The sequence below is a fragment of the Streptomyces sp. NPDC002790 genome, from assembly GCF_040295505.1.
In the GTDB taxonomy this organism is placed as follows: Bacteria; Actinomycetota; Actinomycetes; order Streptomycetales; family Streptomycetaceae; genus Streptomyces.
Window position 1 is genome coordinate 12,059 of record NZ_JBEOVM010000007.1, and the last position, 17,114, is coordinate 29,172.

A 17,114-nucleotide genomic window follows, 5' to 3' on the forward strand; every position below is an offset into this window, starting at 1 on the left:
GCAGCTGGGGCGGGGGGCGTTGGAGGGCAGGTCACAGCGGAGGCAGTTGCCTTGCGCTCTGGACTCGCCCAGGCGGGTAACTCGGGTGTCTGCGCTGCCGCATCGCACGCAGAACGCTTCCTGTGTCTGCATGGTTTTGGTTGTACGCCAGATTTCCAAAGACGTTCCCCCCCTTGCTCTTGGCCGGGACTGAGACCGCTGAGCGGCAGTGACGGCCAGGTCCACTCCCGGGCGCCGACGTCTAGGACGTTCCGACGAGATCGGCCTTCGACCCATCGCCCCGGACAGCAAGGGAGTTGGGTGCGGATCCTCTGAAGTTCTGGTCGGTGACGGGCTGAGTTGGAAAGACGTTGATTGGCATGTGCCTCGCGCTCAACCCATGTGTTCGGGCAGTCGCTTTCGAGCAGCTGCCCGGCCCTTGATTTCCCGAAACGAGAGTCTGGAGCATGAGCGCAGTACGGCCGCCCCCACTTGGAACAGTGACCGTGCCTCAGGACCTGCTCGCGCCCACCCGCAGAAATGAGGCACCTCCCTCGCGCGCGAGGGAGGTGCCCCGAGCGCCCACGACCCCATGGCCCGCGTCAGGGAGTCCGGGCGGCCACGCGCCGGGCGGCATCGCCCGGAAGCCTGACGTTTCCCACCCGGGACTGTCGAAGCGTCAGTCGGGCGGAGAGCCGGGCTTCCGGGCGATGCGGCGACCGGTCCTCTCTGTCAGGCGGAAGCGGGTTTGGGATCGGCCGCTGACGAGGCGTCGGCTGCCGAGTCCACTGCCCCGCTTCCAGCGCTGTCGTTCCTGCCGCCTCCTCGAACGGCAAGGACGCTGAGTGCGGCCAGAATTCCGACCACTGTCAGGCCGACCAGGCCCCCCTTGGTGGAACCCGTCGTGGTTTCCAGGATGCCGAAGGCGGTCGGGGCGACGAAGCCGCCCAGGTTGCCGATGGAGTTGATGAGCGCGATGCCCGGGGCGGCGGCGCGGGCGTCCAGGTAGTTCTGCGGGATGGTCCAGAAGATGGGGGAAGCCGGCTTGAAGCCGACCGCGGCGATGCAGAGGGCGCCGAGGCCGAGCCACGGCGAGACGTAGACGGCGAGGAGTGTGCCGAGGCTGCCGATGAGCAGGAGCGTGATCAGCAGGGAGCGGCGCTTGCCCGAGCGGTCGGAGATCCGGCCGGAGACCCAGACGGCGGCGATCGCGAACAGCCAGGGGACGGAGGTGAGGAGGCCGACCTGGAACTCGGAGAGGTTGCCCATGTCGTCGACGATCGAGGGGAGCCAGAACGTCACCGCGTACAGGGCGACGTTGATCGCGACGTAGATCCAGAGGAAGAGCAGCAGCTGGGGGTCGGCGAGGAGCTTCCAGCGGGAGACCTTCGCGGTGCCTCGTTTGCTCTCGCGGGCGGCCTGTTCGGCGTCGATCGTGGCGACGAGGCCCTGCTTCTCGTCATCGGTGAGCCAGTCGGCGCTTTCGATGCTGTTGTCGAGGAAGCGGTAGACGACGAAGCCGAGGACGACCGAGAAGAGGCCCTCGATGAAGAACATCCACTGCCAGCCGGCGTGGCCGAGGAGGCCGTGCATCTCCATGAGCGCGCCGGAGACCGGGCCGACGATGACGGTCGCCGTGCCGGAGCCCATGAGGAAGATGGAGGTGGCGCGGCCGCGGTGGGAGTCGGGGAGCCAGCGGGAGAAGTAGTAGATGACTGCGGGGAAGAAGCCCGCTTCCGCGACGCCGAGGAGGAAGCGCAGCACGTAGAACATCTCGGCGCTGTTCACGAAGGCCATGGCGGTGGCCACGCCCCCCCCCAGCTGATCATGATCCGGGTGAGCCAGATCCGTGCCCCGAATCGCTCCATGAGGATGTTGGAGGGCACTTCGAAGATCGCGTAAGCGATGAAGAAGATGCCTGCGCCGACACCGAACGCGGCCGCCGACAGACCGGTGTCGGCGCTCAGTTCGTCCTTGGCGAAGCCGATGTTGACCCGGTCCATGTAGTTCACGACGAACATGATGAAGAACAGCGGGATGACGCGCTTGAAGATCTTCTTGATGGCGGACTCGACGGCCGGGGGGTGTTGCACGGCGCCGTTGACGGCGCGGTGGGGTACTGCGGACACGAGCGGCTCCGATCGTGAATGCGGGGTACGGCAGGGGCGGGAGTCGCCGAGGCCGGGGTGTCGCCGGCAGGGAACTCCCGCAGCCAGAAGCCGGGGGCCGGGTGTGACGAACGCCCGGCTCCCGTCAGGCAGTTGGTGTCACCAGCGGGGGAAGGCCGGAGATTTCCAGGCCGGGTCGGCGACGCGCATCGCGGCCGCGTCGTCGCGCTCGCGCATCGTGCCGTCGTCGTCCAGCCAGCGCTGGTGCAGGACGGCCAGCCTGTCGCGGTCGAGGGTGACACCGAGGCCCGGGGCGTCGGAGACGGTCACCTTGCCGTCCGTGAAGTCGATCCGCTCGTTCAGCACGTCCTCGGACTGCCAGGGGTAGTGCGAGTCGCAGGCGTGGTGCAGGTTCGGGACGGTGGACGCCACGTGTGTCATCGCGGCGAGCGAGATACCCAGGTGGGTGTTGGAGTGCATCGACACTCCGACGCCGAAGGTGCGGCATATGGCGGCGAGTTCGAGGGTGTTGCGCAGGCCGCCCCAGTAGTGGTGGTCGGACAGGACGACCTGGACGGCGTCGCGGATGAACGCCTCCTTGACCTCGTCGAAGGTCGTCACACACATGTTGGTGGCGAGCGGCACGTCGGTACGGGCGGCGACGGCGGCCATATGGGGCGTTCCGAGCGTGGGGTCCTCCATGTACTCAAGGACGTCCTGCAGCGCCTCGATGACCTTGATGGAGGTCTCGACGGACCAGGCGCCGTTGGGATCGAGTCGCAGCGGGCTTTCGGGGAACGCCTCGGCGAGGGCCCGTATCGCCGCGATCTCCTGCTCGGGCGCGAATACGCCGCCCTTGAGTTTGAAGGAGCGGAAGCCGTAGCGCTCGGTGAACTTGCGTGCCTGGTCGACGATGCCGGCCGGGTCGACGGCCTCGCCCCAGTCGTCCGCCTCGGACTCGACGCCCTTCGGGTGCTCGCCCCACTTGTAGAAGAGGTAGCCGCTGTACTCGACGGCGTCGCGCACCTTGCCACCGAGCAGGGCGTGGACCGGCAGGCCCTGTGCCTTGCCGAGTGCGTCCAGGCAGGCGACCTCGAAGCCGCAGACGACGGACAGCCGCAGCTTGTCGGCGGTCTGGACGCCTCGCAGGCCGCCCACGTCCACCTGGTTCGTCACCCGCTCCTCGGCCACCGCGACCTCGTCGGCGAGGGTGAACAGGCCGTTGAGGTCTGCGACGGACCGGCCGACCAGCTTCTCGGCGTACGGGCGGGCCAACTCCAGGTACTTGGTGTCGCCGTAGGTCTCGCCGAGGCCGGTGGTCCCGTCCGCGGTGGTGACCTCGATGATCAGGCGGGGGGTGTACGGCTGGTGCACCCCCTGGGCGTTGAGCAGCGGCGGGTCTGCGACGAGGATCGGGGTCAGCCGGACGTCGGTGATCGTCAGGTCGTTCATCGGGTGGCTCCAACGAGGTTCAGGCCGGTGGTGAGCAGTGCTTCGAGGTCTGCTAGGTCTGACGGGGTCGGGTCGGTCAGAGGCGCGCGGACCGGTCCGACGGGGCGGCCGCGCAGTCGGGCCGCCGCCTTGACCAGGGACACCGCATAGCCGGGGCGCCGGTCGCGCAGCTCCACGAAGGGCACGTAGAAGTCGGCGAGCAGCTTGTCGACGCGGCCGTCGTCGCCTGCCGACAGGGCCTGGAAGAAGGCGTTGGCGATCTCCGGGGCGAAGGCGTGGACGGCCGAGGAGTATGCCGGGATGCCGACCGTGGCATAGGCGCGGGCCTGGAGCTCGGCTGTCGGGGCGCCGTTGAAGAAGAGGAAACCGTCGGGGGCGGCAAGGGTGCTGCGCTGGAGCCGGTCGAGGTCGCTGTGGCCGTCCTTGAGGCCGATGACGCCGGGGATCGCTGCGATCCGGCGGACGGTCTCCGCGTCGTACGTCACGTGGTCACGCTGATAGGCGATGAGTGGCAGCCGGGTGCCGTCGGCGATCCGGTTCAGCTGCTCGACCAGCCCGTCCTGCGGGGCCTTGTTGAGGTAGTGCGGCAGGACGAGGAGTGCGTCGGCTCCGGCGTCCTCGGCGATACGGGCGAAGCGCAGCGCCTGGGCGTAGCCGTAGCCGGTCCCGGCCACGACCGGGACGCGGCCCGCCGTCACCTCCACGGCGGCCGCGACGACCTGGCCGTACTCGTCCTCGTCCAGCGCGCTGAACTCCCCCGTGCCGCAGGCCGGAAAGAGCGCGCCGGGGTTCGTCTCCAGTTGCCCGGCGAGATAGCTGCGAAAGCCGTCGAGGTCGAGCGATCCGTCGGCCTGGAAGCTGGTGAGCGGGAACGACAGCACGCCCTGGGCCATGCCGTCGCGCAGCCGCGCCACAGTGCCGGCGAGGGGGGTCCGAGTCACCATGCTGTCTCCGTATGTAGATGACGTTCGCACATGAGGATGGACATTAGGCTCGGGAAACCACCTCGTCAATGGGTTCGAGCAAGCGATTCCGCATCAAGTGCAGGCGTGGACACGCAGGTCAGGACGGTACGTACGATCGCCCCATGCCCGAATCTGTTGAGCCCGTGGCCCGGCCGTCCGAGTCCGGCGTGCGCGAGGTGAAGTCGGCCGCCCGCACGGTCGAACTGCTCGAACTCCTCGCCGACCGCGGCGACCGGCCTGCCCGACTGCAGGAACTCGCCGCCGCGTTGGGCGTACCGCGCAGCTCCATGTACGCGCTGCTGCAGACCCTCATCGCACGCGGCTGGGTACGCACCGACGCCACCGCCTCGCTCTACGGAATCGGCCTGCGCACACTGCTCACCGGCACCACCTATCTGGACACCGACCCCGCGGTCCGCATGGTGCGCCCCTACCTGGACGAGGCCTCGGAGCAACTCGGCGAGACCATCCACCTGGCCCGCCTCGACGGCATGGACATCGCCTACCTCGCGACCCGCGAGTCGCACGAGTATCTCCGCACCCTCAGCCGAGTGGGGCGCTGGTTTCCCGCCCACGCGGGCGCACTCGGCAAGGCGCTGCTGGCCCACCACCCGGACACGGCGCTGCCGGACGCGCCCTACGAGGCACTGACCCCACGCACCCGCACCACCCGGGCCGCGCTCATCGCCGACCTCGCGCAGGTGCGGGCACGCGGCTACTCGATCGACCGCGAGGAGGGCGTCACCGGCATCGTCGGATTCGGCTTCGCACTGCGCGTGAACGGCGAAGCGCCGCCGCAGGACGCGATCAGCTGCTCGGTCCCGGTGGCACGACTCACCGAGGAGCGCGAGCGGCGGATTGTGACCGTGATGCAGAAGGTGCGCGAGGAGATCGAGGCAAGACTGGCGCAGGGCACGGGCGCGGGCGGGGTCGACTGGCGCTGAGCCCATGACCTTCCGGGTAGAACCCGGTTACCACCACTGCCCCACGGCGTACAGGCCCGTATCCGCCCGCCACGGCGTGGGCCCGGCCCAAGGCCCCTTGCTTCCCCGAGAAGCCGGATCTCGCCCCGTCATGGAACCTTCAGGTCGAACAGGTCTCCCGCCAGGGGCCAGCCGTCAGGGCCGGGCCACGGAGGAAGGGGTGCACTCGCCGTCCCGACCATCCCGCGCGAAAGACAACAGCCCCGCTCGCATCAGAAAATTCACGGCGCGGAGTCCTCCGCGCCACCGCCGAAACGCTCACGGGCTCGCGCATTGAACCAGGCCACCGCCATTGCGATCTGCCCGGGCAGCAGTCCGGCCGGATACGCCAACTGTCCCCTGGACAGTTCGCCACCAGGATGCCCGTCCATGACGCGTACGATCCTTCCCGCCCACAATTCCTCGCCCACGAACGGCCGTTGCCGGTACTGCTCATCCAGCAGCTCCAGGTGCCCCGGGGAACACGCACACACCAGACGCAGCCCGTCCTGGCCGCGTCTCCCCGCATGAACCGCCGACGAATCCGGCACCAGTCCATAGACCTCGCCACCGTCCGCGATCACCACGCCGCACAGGTCGCATAGATCGGGCAGGAAGACACAGCAGTCCCCGTCACTGCTCTCGTCTATCACCCAGGACGCGTACCCAGCCCACCCCCACGGCAATGACGAAACCCCCGCCCGCCCCAGGCAGCATCGAGCACAGGAGGCGCCTCCACTGAGGCGCCCCCTTTTTTTTGTGGGTTCACTGCTGCGGGGCCTTCGGCCCCTGACTTTGCCGCTCAGTGAATGTGGTCGTCGTACCACTTTCCGCACTTCACGTCGCCGCTCATCTCTGCGCAGGCCCGCATCCAGCGATCATGAACCGTCGGCCCGCTGTGCCAGTACCACTGCGTGCGGATGTAGTAGCGCTTGGGCGCTCCAGGGTTGGTCGCCCGCGGGTGCCGCTCTGAGGTGATCCCGCAGGGCACGCCGCTACGCCAGCTCTCCGGCCGGTCCTCCTGGGTCAGGATCTCCACCCAGGCGCTGTCGCCCTTCTGTGCCTTCTCCAGGTGGGCACTGGAGCGGTCTCCGTCGACGAAGACGTTGTCCTGCCCCGTGGCCAGCCCCAGGGATCGTCCGCCCCCGATGTCCTGTAGTCCGTTGCCCTTCCAGGCTTCGAAGATGGCCCCCGACTTGTCGTATCCGCGGTAGTTGCACGTCGCCTGTGACGTCGGTTCGACGGTGAGACGGGCAGCCTTCCCTGCTGCGGAACCGGACGCGGTTTCCGCGGCTGCGACACTGCCGGTGGCCGCCAGCGTTCCAGACGCCAGGAGCAGCGAGGCGCAGCTGAGCGCAGCCCTTCGACGGTTGATCATCTCTTCCCCCGTGGTCGTGTTTGTCGGGACACCGTCATGTTTAGTGGGGGGTGCTTGCGCCAGCCACAGGTTTCGGTCGTGCCCGAAACCTCCGGCCCCGCGGTAGGCCGGCGCGAGGGCACTTGTACTCCTCGCGCCGCCGGCTCGGGCGCGACTGAAGCTCTCTTCCGGGACCCGTTCAGGACCAGTCGACAATGAGCCTTTTCCAGTCTCACGTTGAGGCGAGGTGAAGGACGAGGACTGCCTTGACGACGTCGGTGATCCGGTTGGTGCTGCAGCGCAGCTTGCGGAGCAGTCGCCAGCCCTTGAGGACGGCCATGGCCTGTTCGCCGACACATCGGCTCTTGGCGTGGGTGGTGTTGTGGCGACGCTGCCACCGCCGCAGTCGGCGGCCCCGGAACGGCACGCGCACATGGCGACCTGCGACCTGGTACGCCTTGATCGACGGATCAAGGCAAGGACACGAGATTCCGGTCAGTCAGCCCAAGGGACAGATCCGTCGGTGACGCCATCAGCCATCATCACTGTCCGCCCAGCACTTCACGCCCGCGGTTGCGAGTGCGTCGATGATGCCGTGGTGGCGGGCGGCGGTCAGATCGTGAGTGGCGCCGGGCAAGGCGGCGAGGCCCACAACAGGCGGCCGCACGTTCATGCCGTGGTGCTTCTTCTTGCCGGAGTAGTACGGGGTGTCGGCGGCGACGCGGTCGATCGGCAGCACCGTGCCGTCGAGGATCACGAACGCCCTGGTGCGCACGGTCATCATCGCTTCGTCGAGCGTGGGAGCCAGGCCGGCCAGGACATCGACGGCCTCGCGTACGTAGCGGTAGACGGTTGCGAGGCCGATACCGAACCCGGCGGCGAGCCGGGCGTAGGTGTCGCCGCACCGCAGGTGAGCCAGGGCGAGGAGGGCCTGCCGACCGGCGGTCAGTCGCCGCCACCGGGTGCCGATCTCCTTGCGGCGGGAGGCGAGTTGCCTGGTCAGGTACCGCAAAGTCCGGCTGGACAGATCGATGGCCGACAGGTGGACAAGCACGACGAAGCCCCTGGTAGGGCGAGTGATCTTGGTCGTGAACTCGTCTACCAGGAGCTTCACTGCGTCCTGCAGCGGGGGCCGTCTCCAACAGGCCTCATGCTGCGACAGGTTGGAAACAGCTCACTGAACACACCTCGGCGAAGCGCCTCGTCTCCTTCAACGATCTTCTTCTCCGTCTACTCCGGGCCCGGATCGCGCAGCGGGGCACGGAGCCCCAGTCCCAACAACTCAAGGCCTCCGGGAGGTTCGCAAACCGCATGCCGGGGGCACCTAGGAACCGCCGACAGGTAAGCCTCACACCCAGGTCATCAAATTCCTGCAGCTGACCCTCTGCCTCACCAACGGCTACCGCCAGCTGCGCAGCGAGCTGCACCCAACAGCCGCCGCATCCAACACACTTGAAAACCGTCCCCCATAATGGCTCTCAAGAGAATCAGGGAATCTCAAACCCAACAGGGATTCCTGCTCACCGCACCACAGAATCACGGCCATTGATTTTCAGGATGTAGTCCTTGCAGGCCAAGTGCGTGTCGGCAAAAAATCAAGATCAATCTCAAACTAGCGCGGGACTGCGAGCCATCAGCTCAGGTAGCCGACGCTAGGGCCTCACGCAAAATGAGAACCCACAACGGGCCAGTCGGGCCAGTCGGGCCGTAGTCTGCTCGCTGTCCTACGGGCGTTCTCCCCGGCCCAGTTGAACCATCCGCCAGCAGACGCCGCGCCACCTCCCTCACGCTGCACGCCCGGTACGCGCCCGGCGGGGACTGCCGGGGCCCGGTCCGGGGCGGGCCCGGTCCGTCGAACGTGGTGACCCGTGCATGGCATGCTGCTCACCGGCCCGCTGTGGCACCGCCCGGTGCCGCCCGCGCCCCGTCCCCTGATCAGTTTCTGCCTAGGTGAACACCACAGATGAGAGAAAAAGTCAGTTTCCCGAGCGTCGTCGGCCCCGAACTGGCCGGAGTGATCGACCTGCCGGAGGGTGAGGTCCGCGGCTGGGGGCTCTTCGCACACGGCTTCACCCTCGGCAAGGACTCACCGGCCGCCTCCCGCGTGTGCAAGCAACTCGCCGGCGAGGGCGTCGGGATGCTGCGTTTCGACAACCTCGGTATCGGTGACTCCGACGGCGACTGGGGCGACGGTTCCTTCACCGTCAAGGTCAGGGACACGCTCCGCGCGGCGGCCTTCATGGCCGAGCGCGGCACTCCCGTGGATTTGCTGGTGGGGCACTCCTGGGGCGGCGCCGCCGCACTCGCCGCCGCCCACGAGATCCCCGGACTGCGCGCGCTGGCCACGATCGCCGCGCCCGTCGACCCCAGCCACGTCGAGCGGCAGTACGACACCGTCCTGGACCGCGTCCTGAGCGACGGCTCCCACGAATGGTTCGTCGGCGGACGCACCCTCGTCCTCAAACGCGCCTTCGTCGAGGACGTCCGCAAGGCCCACCTGCGCGAAACGATCGGCAAACTCGACCTCCCGCTGCTGGTGGCGCACTCCCCCACCGATGCCACCGTCGACGTCGACAACGCCGCGGAAATCTTCCAGGAGGCCCGCCACCCGCGCAGTTTCGTCTCCCTCGAGGGCGCCGACCATCTGCTGACCGCACGGGGGCAGGCGCAGCGCGCCGCCCACATCATCAGCGCCTGGGCCGACCAGTACCTCGACGAGCCACGCCCCTGACCCCGCCGGTCCTCCGCCGTGTGGGCGTCCGCGCGGCACGCGGAACACCCAAGGGTTCACGCGTGCCGCGCGGGAGGGTTCACCCGGGCCGGGGCACTAAGGCACCCAAGCAAGGTCCACGCGGTGCACCGACCGTGCGGGGCCGGGGGGGCGTCCGGTCCGTGGCCCCGGCCGGGCCGGGCCGGGCCGGGCCGGGCCGGGCGCTGCCCGTCGCCCCACCACACCAACCGGCACCAACCGGGGCCACTTCACCGGCGTGTTCGGACTCACCCGCACCCCGGCACGGCACGGCAGGAAAGCTCTCCAACGGACACGAAGCCTTCCGCCGCATCGGCGACACCCGGTCCAACGCCGCGTACACCGACCTCTCAACCGTCGCCCCCCCCACGTCCACAACCACGACACCATCCCCGGCGCAGCAGCCTGATTCAAAACCTCCGCCCCACACCTCCCCGCCCGCATCCCCGGCCACCCGGACATCCCGTGCGTCCACGGCACCGGCTGCCCGGCCCTGCGGCCCGGCCGGGTCGGCGGTCACGGGTGGGTGGTGCCGGGGCCGGTGGCGGGTGCCTGCCGGCGGGGTACGACCACGATCTGTACGTCGTCCTCGCAGACGATTCGTCCGGGGGCGGTGGAGTGCAGGCCCCACCCCGCACCCGCAGGACCAGGCCGAACACCCCCAACCGGCCGCCGACCAGGGCAGGGCAGGCGGAATCATGCGGAGCCGTCCGCCACCACCCGCGCGCCCCGCCCGCGAGCTCCCGCCACGCCCCGTGAGATGCCGTGGAGTGCCGTGAGGTGCCGGCCAACGGGCCACTGCGGGCAAAGGGCATACGGAAAGGGAGGGGGCGGCCCCGAACGGGCCGCCCCCTCCCCTCATCTCGAGGTGCTGCGCGCGCCTACAGCGACGGCAGTGTCTGTGCCGGGTCCACGCCCGGCAGCGTCGGCAGCTTCGGCAGGCCCTTCAGGTCGGGCGCCGGCAGGTCACCGCCCAGCACGATCGCGACCACGACGTTGACCGTGCCGGTCAGCGTCGCCTGCAGGGCGGCGGCGGTCGCCTTCGCATCCCCCGCAGCAGACGCCTTCACCAGGGCGTCCACCTTCGCCTGCAGATCCGCCGCCGCCTTCACGACGAGCTCCGCACCGGGAGCCTGTGCGCGGCCGCCAAAGGCGCCGGCCGCCTTGCCGGCCGCACCCTTCGCACCGGACTTCAGGCCGTCCAGCGCCTTCGTGACGCCGGCCGCGTGCTTGGCGGCCTCCTCCTTGGACAGCTTGCCGCCGGGGGCCTTGAGCACACCGGCGACCAGAGCGGTCACCGGCTGCACAACATCACCCGCCCCCGCCAGCGCCGCGTTCTGCTTCGCCAGCGCGTCCGCGCCCGGAACCGGGGCGGCGGGTGCACTGTGGGACGGCGCGTCCATCACGGACGAGAAGGCCGGGCCGGCCGCGCCGAGGGCGAGGGCACCGCACAGCGCGGTGGAGGCAAGGAGGCCGGCTTTCCGGGAAATACGCATGAAACTTCCTTTTCGCGGTTGGCGAGTAGTGCTCCCAGCAACCGTGCGAGCAGCACATACCGGCCGCAATCGGGACACCCCGTTCGGCCGCACCCAACCAGCCCAGCCACCAGCCCCCGACCTCGCGATTTTCGGGACCACCGCGCGTGTCGCCCATACCGCCGCACGAGGGTCCACCCCCTTCGGACCTCACCCGCCACATGACGGCCCCTCACCACGACGGCCGGGCCCCGCCCTTCGAGCAGCCCGCCATCCCTCACCCCTCGCCCCTCACCTCTCGCCCCCGGCCGGCAGACGGCGGCCGGGGGTCCGCCCACACCCCGCAAGCCGCCGGCCCGCCCCTGCGGACGGGGTCCCCGGTCACGGCAGCAGAACCACAACGGACCACGCACCAGGCGCCCTGCCACCGCACCCGCCCCGCCCCGTACCGCCCCGTGCGCTGATCCGGATCACCACTGCGGACAGCACCCGGGGCGAGCGGAATCCGGGGCCGCCGGCCCGCCCACGGCGCCGTCCCATGCGGCCGGACACCCGGCGAGACCCGCGGCACCCCTCCGGCCCCGAAGAGGCGGCGGGGCGCAGCGGCCGCCGGGCTCTAGACGAACCCGGCCAGGCCCTCGGCAAGCAGGGTGAAGGCGTGTTCGGCGTCGGCAACCGCCTGCGGGCAGCGCTCGTCGGCGGACCGGCCGCCGGCGAGCGTCTCGAAGTTGTCCATCGCCAAGAGCCATTGCACACCCACTACTTGGCCGGCGGCCAGGCGCGCGGTCAGGGACGCGACACCAGCGGTGTCCTGGAGTGCCTGCGCGAGCGCCCGCTGCGAGCCCTCCTGGAAGCGGACCACCCGTGTGCGCAGCGCCGCGGTGTCCCGGACCATGCGGGTGAGCGCGAGGATGTGCGGGTGGTCGCTGAGGCCGGTGATCGGGTCCCGCTCGTGCAGGCCGTGCAGGAAGTGACCGCGGAGCGCCGCCAGGGGCGTGACGCCCGCCGGCCGGGCGCGCACCACGCGGGCCGCCTCCGCCTCGTGGTCGGCGAAGCGGTGGATGACGAGGTCCTCCTTGGTGGGGAAGTAGGCGAACACCGTCCGCTTCGACACCTCGGCGGCCTCGGCGACCTGCGCCACCGACACCCGGTCGAACCCGTGCTCCAGGAAGAGCGCGATCGCCGCGTCCGAGATGGCGGCATGGGTCCGTGCCCGCTTGCGTTCGCGCAGCCCTGTCATGGCTCCAGGGTAACAGGAGGCTGCACTCAGCCACTTTTCGCACTCGGTGTACATTTGCACTGAGGCGAATCTTTGGAGGAGCAATGACCGACGTCATCGTGGCGGGAGCCGGCCCCACCGGGCTGATGCTGGCCTGCGAACTGGCCCTGGCCGGGGTTCAGACCGTCATCGTGGAGCGGCTGGCGGACCGGATCCAGCAGACCAAGGGCGGCGTGATCCAGCCGCGCGTGCAGGAACTGCTCGCACTGCGCGGCCTGCTGGAACCGATGCAGGCCCAGGCGATGGCACGCGAGCCGGTGGGCGGTCACTTCGGCATGCTGCCCGTGCCGCTCGACTGCACGGCATGGGACACCGCGCACCCCTACCCGCTGTCCATCGCACAGTGGCAGATCGAGGAGGTCCTGGAGCAGCGCGCCGCGGCACTCGGGGTCGAGGTGCTGCGCGGCACCCCGCTGACAGCGGTGCAGCAGTCGGACGCCGGTGTGGTGGTGACGGCCGGCGGCCGGCGCATCGAAGCCCGTTACCTGGTGGCCTGCGACGGCGGGCACAGCACGGTCAGGAAGCTGCTCGACGTCCCGTTCCCCGGCAGGGCGGGCACGTTCACGGCCGTCCTGGCCGACATCCGGCTCTCGTCGGCATCCGCCCTGGTGCCCAAGACCATCGGGCACATCAGCACCCTCACCCGCGAGGCCGCCGACCGCTGGGTGATGCTCGTGCCCCTGGGCGACGACCGCTACCGCTACACCGGCGGAGCCGCCGGCGAGCAGGAGCCGGCCAGGGACAGGCCGGTGGCCTTCGAGGAGATCGCCGAAACGCTGCGCATCGTGTACGGCGAGGACACCGTGCTGGACAGCGTGGACCACGCGTCCCGGTTCGGCGACGCCACCCGCCAGATCGACAGCTACCGGATGGGCAACGTGTTCTTCGCCGGCGACGCCGCACACATCCATCCGCCGTTCGGCGGCCAGGGCCTCAACCTCGGCATCCAGGACGCCTTCAACCTGGGCTGGAAGCTGGCCGCGGCGCTGCACGGCCGGGCCCGCGCGGACCTGCTGGACAGCTACCACACCGAGCGGCACCCGGCCGGGGCCTGGGTCCTGCACATCACCCAGGCCCAGCGCGTGTTCGCCACCCCCCGGCCCGGCCCGGACACCATCGAACTGCGCGAGGTCTTCACCAACCTGATGCGCCTGCCCGACACCAACCGGCACCTGGCAGGCCTGATGTCGGGACTGGCCCACTCCTACGACGTGCCCGGCCCCCACCACCCCCTGGCCGGCCACCGCATCCCCGGCCTCGACCCGTCACTGTTCCTGACCGGCAAACCCGTCCTGCTCGACCTCGCCGGCATCCTCCCGCCCCACCTCGGCGCCACACCCGCCGCACCCGTACCCGGACTCCCCCAGGCGATCCTGGTCCGCCCCGACGGCTACGCAGCCTGGGCCTCGGACACGGAACCCGACCTGGACACCCTCACCACCACCACCTGCTGGCCCCTCCACCAGGACGGTCACTGAACACCAACCCGCCCCCGTCCAGAACGACTTCCAGAACGACTTCCAGAACGACGAGACCCACCGGCCGCTCACCCGCGAGGAGACTCCACCGCGGACCAGCGCCTCCAGAGCACTCCAGGACAACAGCCCCGGGAGACCGGATCACAACTCCGGACAGAACCCAGGGGACCCGGCCGAAGCCCACCACCGCGAAGACACCGCTCGGCCCGAACCGGACTGCCGAAGCCCGACGCCGGCACCGCCGTCCGGCAGTCCGACGGCCCGGCCACCGCACCTCCCGGCGCGTTCCAGGGCCGGGGCGTTCACCATGCGGCCCCCGGGCTGCGCCTCGTCCTCGGTGGCCCGGCCACCGAGGACGTCGGCCGGGGCGCGGCACTGCCGACTGCCCGGCCCCGGGACAAGGCCCCGTTGCGCCACCACCGCACGCGAGACAGGGCCGCTCGTTCGACCGTCCCGCGTGAGACCGCCGCATGCCAAAGACGGGCGACCGGCCCGTATCAGTTCAGCGGGATGTCAAAGTTCTTCGCCGAGACGGCCGTGCCGTCGGAGCCCTTGGCAGCAAGCCGCTTGTAGCGCAACACGAGCTTCTGCGTCTTATTGTCCGGCGTGAACACAACCCAACCGGTACTGCTCATCCCGGCCTTGGCGTCCTCCACCGGTTCGTACCCGACCGCCTCGACCTCCGACGACCGGGACGACGACCGGGTCATTGCCCACGAGAGACAGGCAAGAAGAGGGAGCAGGAGGGGCCGGGCGTGGCCGGCGTGGGCCGGACAGGACCTCCCTGCCGGCCCGGGAACGCTTCGGAGGGCTGACGCTGGGGACCGGCCTCAGGGCTGGGCGGGCCCGCCACGTGCCCCTGTTCCTCCGGGAGGGCACGTGGCCGGCCGCTGGACCAAGGTCCCCTGAGCCAGGGCGGGCTACGGCCGGGACCCCCGCCGCAGCGTGCTCTGCAGTGCCAGCTCACCCGCCTTCCCCGCCTTCTTTGTGGTCGGGGCGCCGCGGCGGCCGCGTGCCTGGAGAGCGATGGCCAGCGGGGAAGCCGTGAACACCGAGGAGTACGTGCCGACGCACACACCGATCAGCAGGGCCAGTGCGAAATCGGTCAGCGGGTCTGACGCCAGGACCGCCAGCGAGGCCAGGATGAACACCGCACCCATGCCCGTGTTCACCGTGCGCGGCAACGTCTGCAGGATCGCCTCGTTGGTGAGGCGGCCGAACGGGGCCGCGCGCGGGCCGCCGGACAGTTCGCGGATGCGGTCGAAGAGGACCACCGAGTCGTTGACCGAGTAGCCGATCACGGTCAGCAGTGCGGCCAGGAACACGCCGTCGAGCGGCTTGTCCAGCCAGGCGAACACGCCCACCAGGATGACCACATCATGGGCCAGGGCCGTGACCGCGGCCGTCGCCAGCAGCGGGCGGAACCGGGCGGCCAGGTAAAGGAGTTGGGCGCCCATGGCCAGACCGAGGGCGATCAACGCGCCCTGGCGCAGTTCCTTGCCGAGGCTGGGCCCGATCCGTTCATCGCGCACCGTGCGGGTCTCGCCGCCCAGGCCCGCGATGGTGTCGGTGACGGCGGCGGCCTCGGTGTCGGTCAGCTGCTGGGTGCGGACCGTCAGGTCGCCCCCGGAGGAGGACTGGACGATGGCGCGGGGAAAGCCCGACTCGGCCAGCGCCGTACGGGCCCGGTCCGGGTCGACCGGGGCGGTGGTGGCGTACTCGATGAGGCGGCCGCCGGTGAACTCGATGCCGAGATCCACCCCGCGTACCAGGATGCCGGAGCCCGCCGCCAGGACGGCCAGCAGTGACACCGCCAGCCAGCGGCGCGGGCGGCGCATCCAGAACGGGTTGCGGCGCAGCAGCGCGGAGCGGACCCGGCCGGCGCCCGCGATGCCGGTGAGGTGCGGGCGGAGGCGGATGGCCGGGCGGTTCGCGGCGAGTTCGGCCAGCGCGCGGGTGATGACCAGAGCGCTGAACATGGAGGCCAGAACGCCGATCCCCAGCGTGATACCGAAACCCTTGACGGGGCCGGAGGCCAGGAAGAACAGCAGGCCCGCGGCGATCAAGGTGGTGACGTTGGAGTCGGCGATCGCGCTGAAGGCGCCCCGGAAACCCGCCTTCAGCGCGGACCGGATACTCGTCCGGGGGCGGGCGGCCCGCTCCTCGCGGGCCCGCTCGAAGACGAGGACATTGGCATCGACGGCCATGCCGATCGCCAGGACGAACCCGGCCAGCCCCGGCAGCGTCAAAGTGGCGCCGAGCGCGGCCAGCGCGGCGTAGGAGACCAGGCCGTAACAGAGCAGGGCGACGGCCGCCAGAGCCCCCATCAGGCGGTAGACGACCATGATGAACAACGCCGTCAACGCCGTACCGATCACCGCGGCCTGCGCGGCCGAGGCGATGGCCTCGTCTCCCAGGGTGGCACCGATCGTGCGCTGTTCGATGGTCTCGACCGGCACGGGCAGAGCGCCGCCCGTGATCAGCAGGGCCAGTTCGCGGGCCTGCGTGTCGTCGAAGGAGCCGGTGATCTGCGTCGAGCCGCCGGTGATGCCCGTCTTGCAGGAGACGGAGGGGTCGACCTGCGGCGACGAAATGATCTTCTTGTCGAGGACGATGGCGACCCGGCGCTGGGCATCGCCGGGCGCGTGGCAGGCGGCCTCACCGGTCACCTGCTGCCAGCGGCTGCTGCCGGAGTCCTTGAAATCGACGGTCACATGCCAGCCGGCCCCGCCCTGCTGGTCGAAGCGGGCATCGGCCCCCTTGACGTCCTGGCCGGTCAGGGTGGCGGGCGCCAGACGCAGTTGCCGACCGGATTCGTCGGGCAGTACCGAGGCGCCCTCAGGGGCCGATTCCTCGGAGGGGCCGGTGTCGGGGGTGGTCCGGGGATTGTGGGGGGATGTATTGGGGGGCTTGGTCTCTGACAGGACCGGGTGGACGGTGAGCTGCGCGGTGCGGCCGAGCAGGGCCGCGGCCTTCTTCGGGTCCTGCACGCCCGGCAGTTCGACGACGATGCGCTTGTCACCGGAGCGGACGATGCTCGGCTCGGCGACGCCGAGGGCGTCGATGCGGCCGCGCAGCACCTCCAGGGTGCGGTCCGTCGCCTCCCGGTCGGCCCGGGTCGTGGCGGTGGACTGGGTCTCCAGCACGATCTGCGTGCCGCCGCGCAGATCGAGTCCGAGACGGATCGGCGTGGTCAGGGCGATGGCCAGCGACGCGGCCAGCACAGCAAGCGCGACGCACACGCGGACGGTCAGGGCACGCGAACGAGCACGCGGACGCGGGCGGTTACCGGTACGGGTACGGGGATGTG

Annotated in this window: 11 protein-coding genes and 2 pseudogenes; 3 read left to right on the plus strand and 10 right to left on the minus strand. The window is 70.2% G+C overall.

Annotated features, from left to right (window positions below; all coding sequences use genetic code 11):
* Positions 1-711: 711 nt before the first annotated feature.
* The 3 genes and pseudogenes from ABT004_RS06205 to ABT004_RS06215 all read right to left on the minus strand — a co-directional run bounded on the left by ABT004_RS06205 (position 712) and on the right by ABT004_RS06215 (position 4,483).
* Positions 712-2,000: pseudogene (locus ABT004_RS06205) on the minus strand (MFS transporter).
* Between the two features lie 246 nt (positions 2,001-2,246).
* Complete coding sequence (locus ABT004_RS06210) at positions 2,247-3,539, minus strand: glucarate dehydratase family protein (RefSeq protein ID WP_351331775.1); 1,293 nt, start codon at positions 3,537-3,539, stop codon at positions 2,247-2,249.
* The gene (locus tag ABT004_RS06215) at positions 3,536-4,483 is read right to left on the minus strand and encodes a 5-dehydro-4-deoxyglucarate dehydratase (RefSeq protein ID WP_351331777.1); all 948 of its coding nucleotides are present in this window, start codon (positions 4,481-4,483) and stop codon (positions 3,536-3,538) included. The genes ABT004_RS06210 and ABT004_RS06215 overlap by 4 nt, the downstream gene beginning before the upstream one ends.
* A gap of 143 nt (positions 4,484-4,626) precedes the next feature.
* Between ABT004_RS06215 and ABT004_RS06220 the strand changes: the two genes are divergently transcribed.
* Positions 4,627-5,448, plus strand: a complete 822-nt coding sequence (locus tag ABT004_RS06220) for an IclR family transcriptional regulator (RefSeq protein ID WP_351331779.1) — start codon at positions 4,627-4,629, stop codon at positions 5,446-5,448.
* 260 nt (positions 5,449-5,708) lie between these two features.
* On the opposite strand, the gene ABT004_RS06225 is transcribed toward ABT004_RS06220, so the two are convergent.
* The 3 genes and pseudogenes from ABT004_RS06225 to ABT004_RS06235 form a co-directional block, all read right to left on the minus strand.
* Positions 5,709-6,119 (minus strand): hypothetical protein, encoded by a 411-nt coding sequence (locus tag ABT004_RS06225; RefSeq protein ID WP_351331781.1) that lies wholly within the window; start codon positions 6,117-6,119, stop codon positions 5,709-5,711.
* Between the two features lie 149 nt (positions 6,120-6,268).
* The gene (locus ABT004_RS06230) at positions 6,269-6,844 is read right to left on the minus strand and encodes a hypothetical protein (RefSeq protein WP_351331783.1); all 576 of its coding nucleotides are present in this window, start codon (positions 6,842-6,844) and stop codon (positions 6,269-6,271) included.
* A gap of 211 nt (positions 6,845-7,055) precedes the next feature.
* A pseudogene (locus ABT004_RS06235) lies at positions 7,056-7,877 on the minus strand (transposase family protein).
* A gap of 909 nt (positions 7,878-8,786) precedes the next feature.
* On the opposite strand from ABT004_RS06235, the gene ABT004_RS06240 reads away from it, so the two are divergent.
* Positions 8,787-9,554, plus strand: coding sequence for an alpha/beta hydrolase family protein (locus tag ABT004_RS06240; protein WP_351331785.1), 768 nt, complete (start codon positions 8,787-8,789; stop codon positions 9,552-9,554).
* Between the two features lie 899 nt (positions 9,555-10,453).
* Here the strand turns inward: ABT004_RS06240 and ABT004_RS06245 are convergent.
* Entirely contained in the window at positions 10,454-11,068 is a 615-nt protein-coding gene (locus ABT004_RS06245) for a hypothetical protein (protein WP_351331787.1), read from the minus strand.
* 595 nt (positions 11,069-11,663) lie between these two features.
* Positions 11,664-12,287, minus strand: coding sequence for a TetR/AcrR family transcriptional regulator (locus ABT004_RS06250; RefSeq protein ID WP_351331789.1), 624 nt, complete (start codon positions 12,285-12,287; stop codon positions 11,664-11,666).
* An 83-nt stretch (positions 12,288-12,370) separates the two neighbouring features.
* On the opposite strand from ABT004_RS06250, the gene ABT004_RS06255 reads away from it, so the two are divergent.
* Complete coding sequence (locus ABT004_RS06255; RefSeq protein ID WP_351331791.1) at positions 12,371-13,804, plus strand: FAD-dependent monooxygenase; 1,434 nt, start codon at positions 12,371-12,373, stop codon at positions 13,802-13,804.
* Positions 13,805-14,301: 497 nt separating this feature from the next.
* Here the strand turns inward: ABT004_RS06255 and ABT004_RS06260 are convergent, their stop codons facing one another.
* Positions 14,302-14,514 (minus strand): hypothetical protein, encoded by a 213-nt coding sequence (locus ABT004_RS06260; protein ID WP_351331793.1) that lies wholly within the window; start codon positions 14,512-14,514, stop codon positions 14,302-14,304.
* 210 nt (positions 14,515-14,724) lie between these two features.
* A complete protein-coding gene (secD, locus tag ABT004_RS06265; protein ID WP_351331795.1) occupies positions 14,725-17,046 on the minus strand; it encodes a protein translocase subunit SecD in 2,322 nt (773 codons plus the stop codon).
* Positions 17,047-17,114 lie beyond the last annotated feature (68 nt).

Excerpts from the sequence above, each read along its gene's own strand:
- ABT004_RS06210 (WP_351331775.1), bottom strand. The coding sequence starts at position 3,539 with ATGAACGACCTGACGATCACCGACGTCCGGCTGACCCCGATCCTCGTC.
- ABT004_RS06215 (WP_351331777.1), bottom strand. The coding sequence starts at position 4,483 with ATGGTGACTCGGACCCCCCTCGCCGGCACTGTGGCGCGGCTGCGCGAC.
- ABT004_RS06220 (WP_351331779.1), top strand. The coding sequence starts at position 4,627 with ATGCCCGAATCTGTTGAGCCCGTGGCCCGGCCGTCCGAGTCCGGCGTG.
- ABT004_RS06230 (WP_351331783.1), bottom strand. The coding sequence starts at position 6,844 with ATGATCAACCGTCGAAGGGCTGCGCTCAGCTGCGCCTCGCTGCTCCTG.
- ABT004_RS06240 (WP_351331785.1), top strand. The coding sequence starts at position 8,787 with ATGAGAGAAAAAGTCAGTTTCCCGAGCGTCGTCGGCCCCGAACTGGCC.
- ABT004_RS06245 (WP_351331787.1), bottom strand. The coding sequence starts at position 11,068 with ATGCGTATTTCCCGGAAAGCCGGCCTCCTTGCCTCCACCGCGCTGTGC.
- ABT004_RS06250 (WP_351331789.1), bottom strand. The coding sequence starts at position 12,287 with ATGACAGGGCTGCGCGAACGCAAGCGGGCACGGACCCATGCCGCCATC.
- ABT004_RS06255 (WP_351331791.1), top strand. The coding sequence starts at position 12,371 with ATGACCGACGTCATCGTGGCGGGAGCCGGCCCCACCGGGCTGATGCTG.
- ABT004_RS06260 (WP_351331793.1), bottom strand. The coding sequence starts at position 14,514 with ATGACCCGGTCGTCGTCCCGGTCGTCGGAGGTCGAGGCGGTCGGGTAC.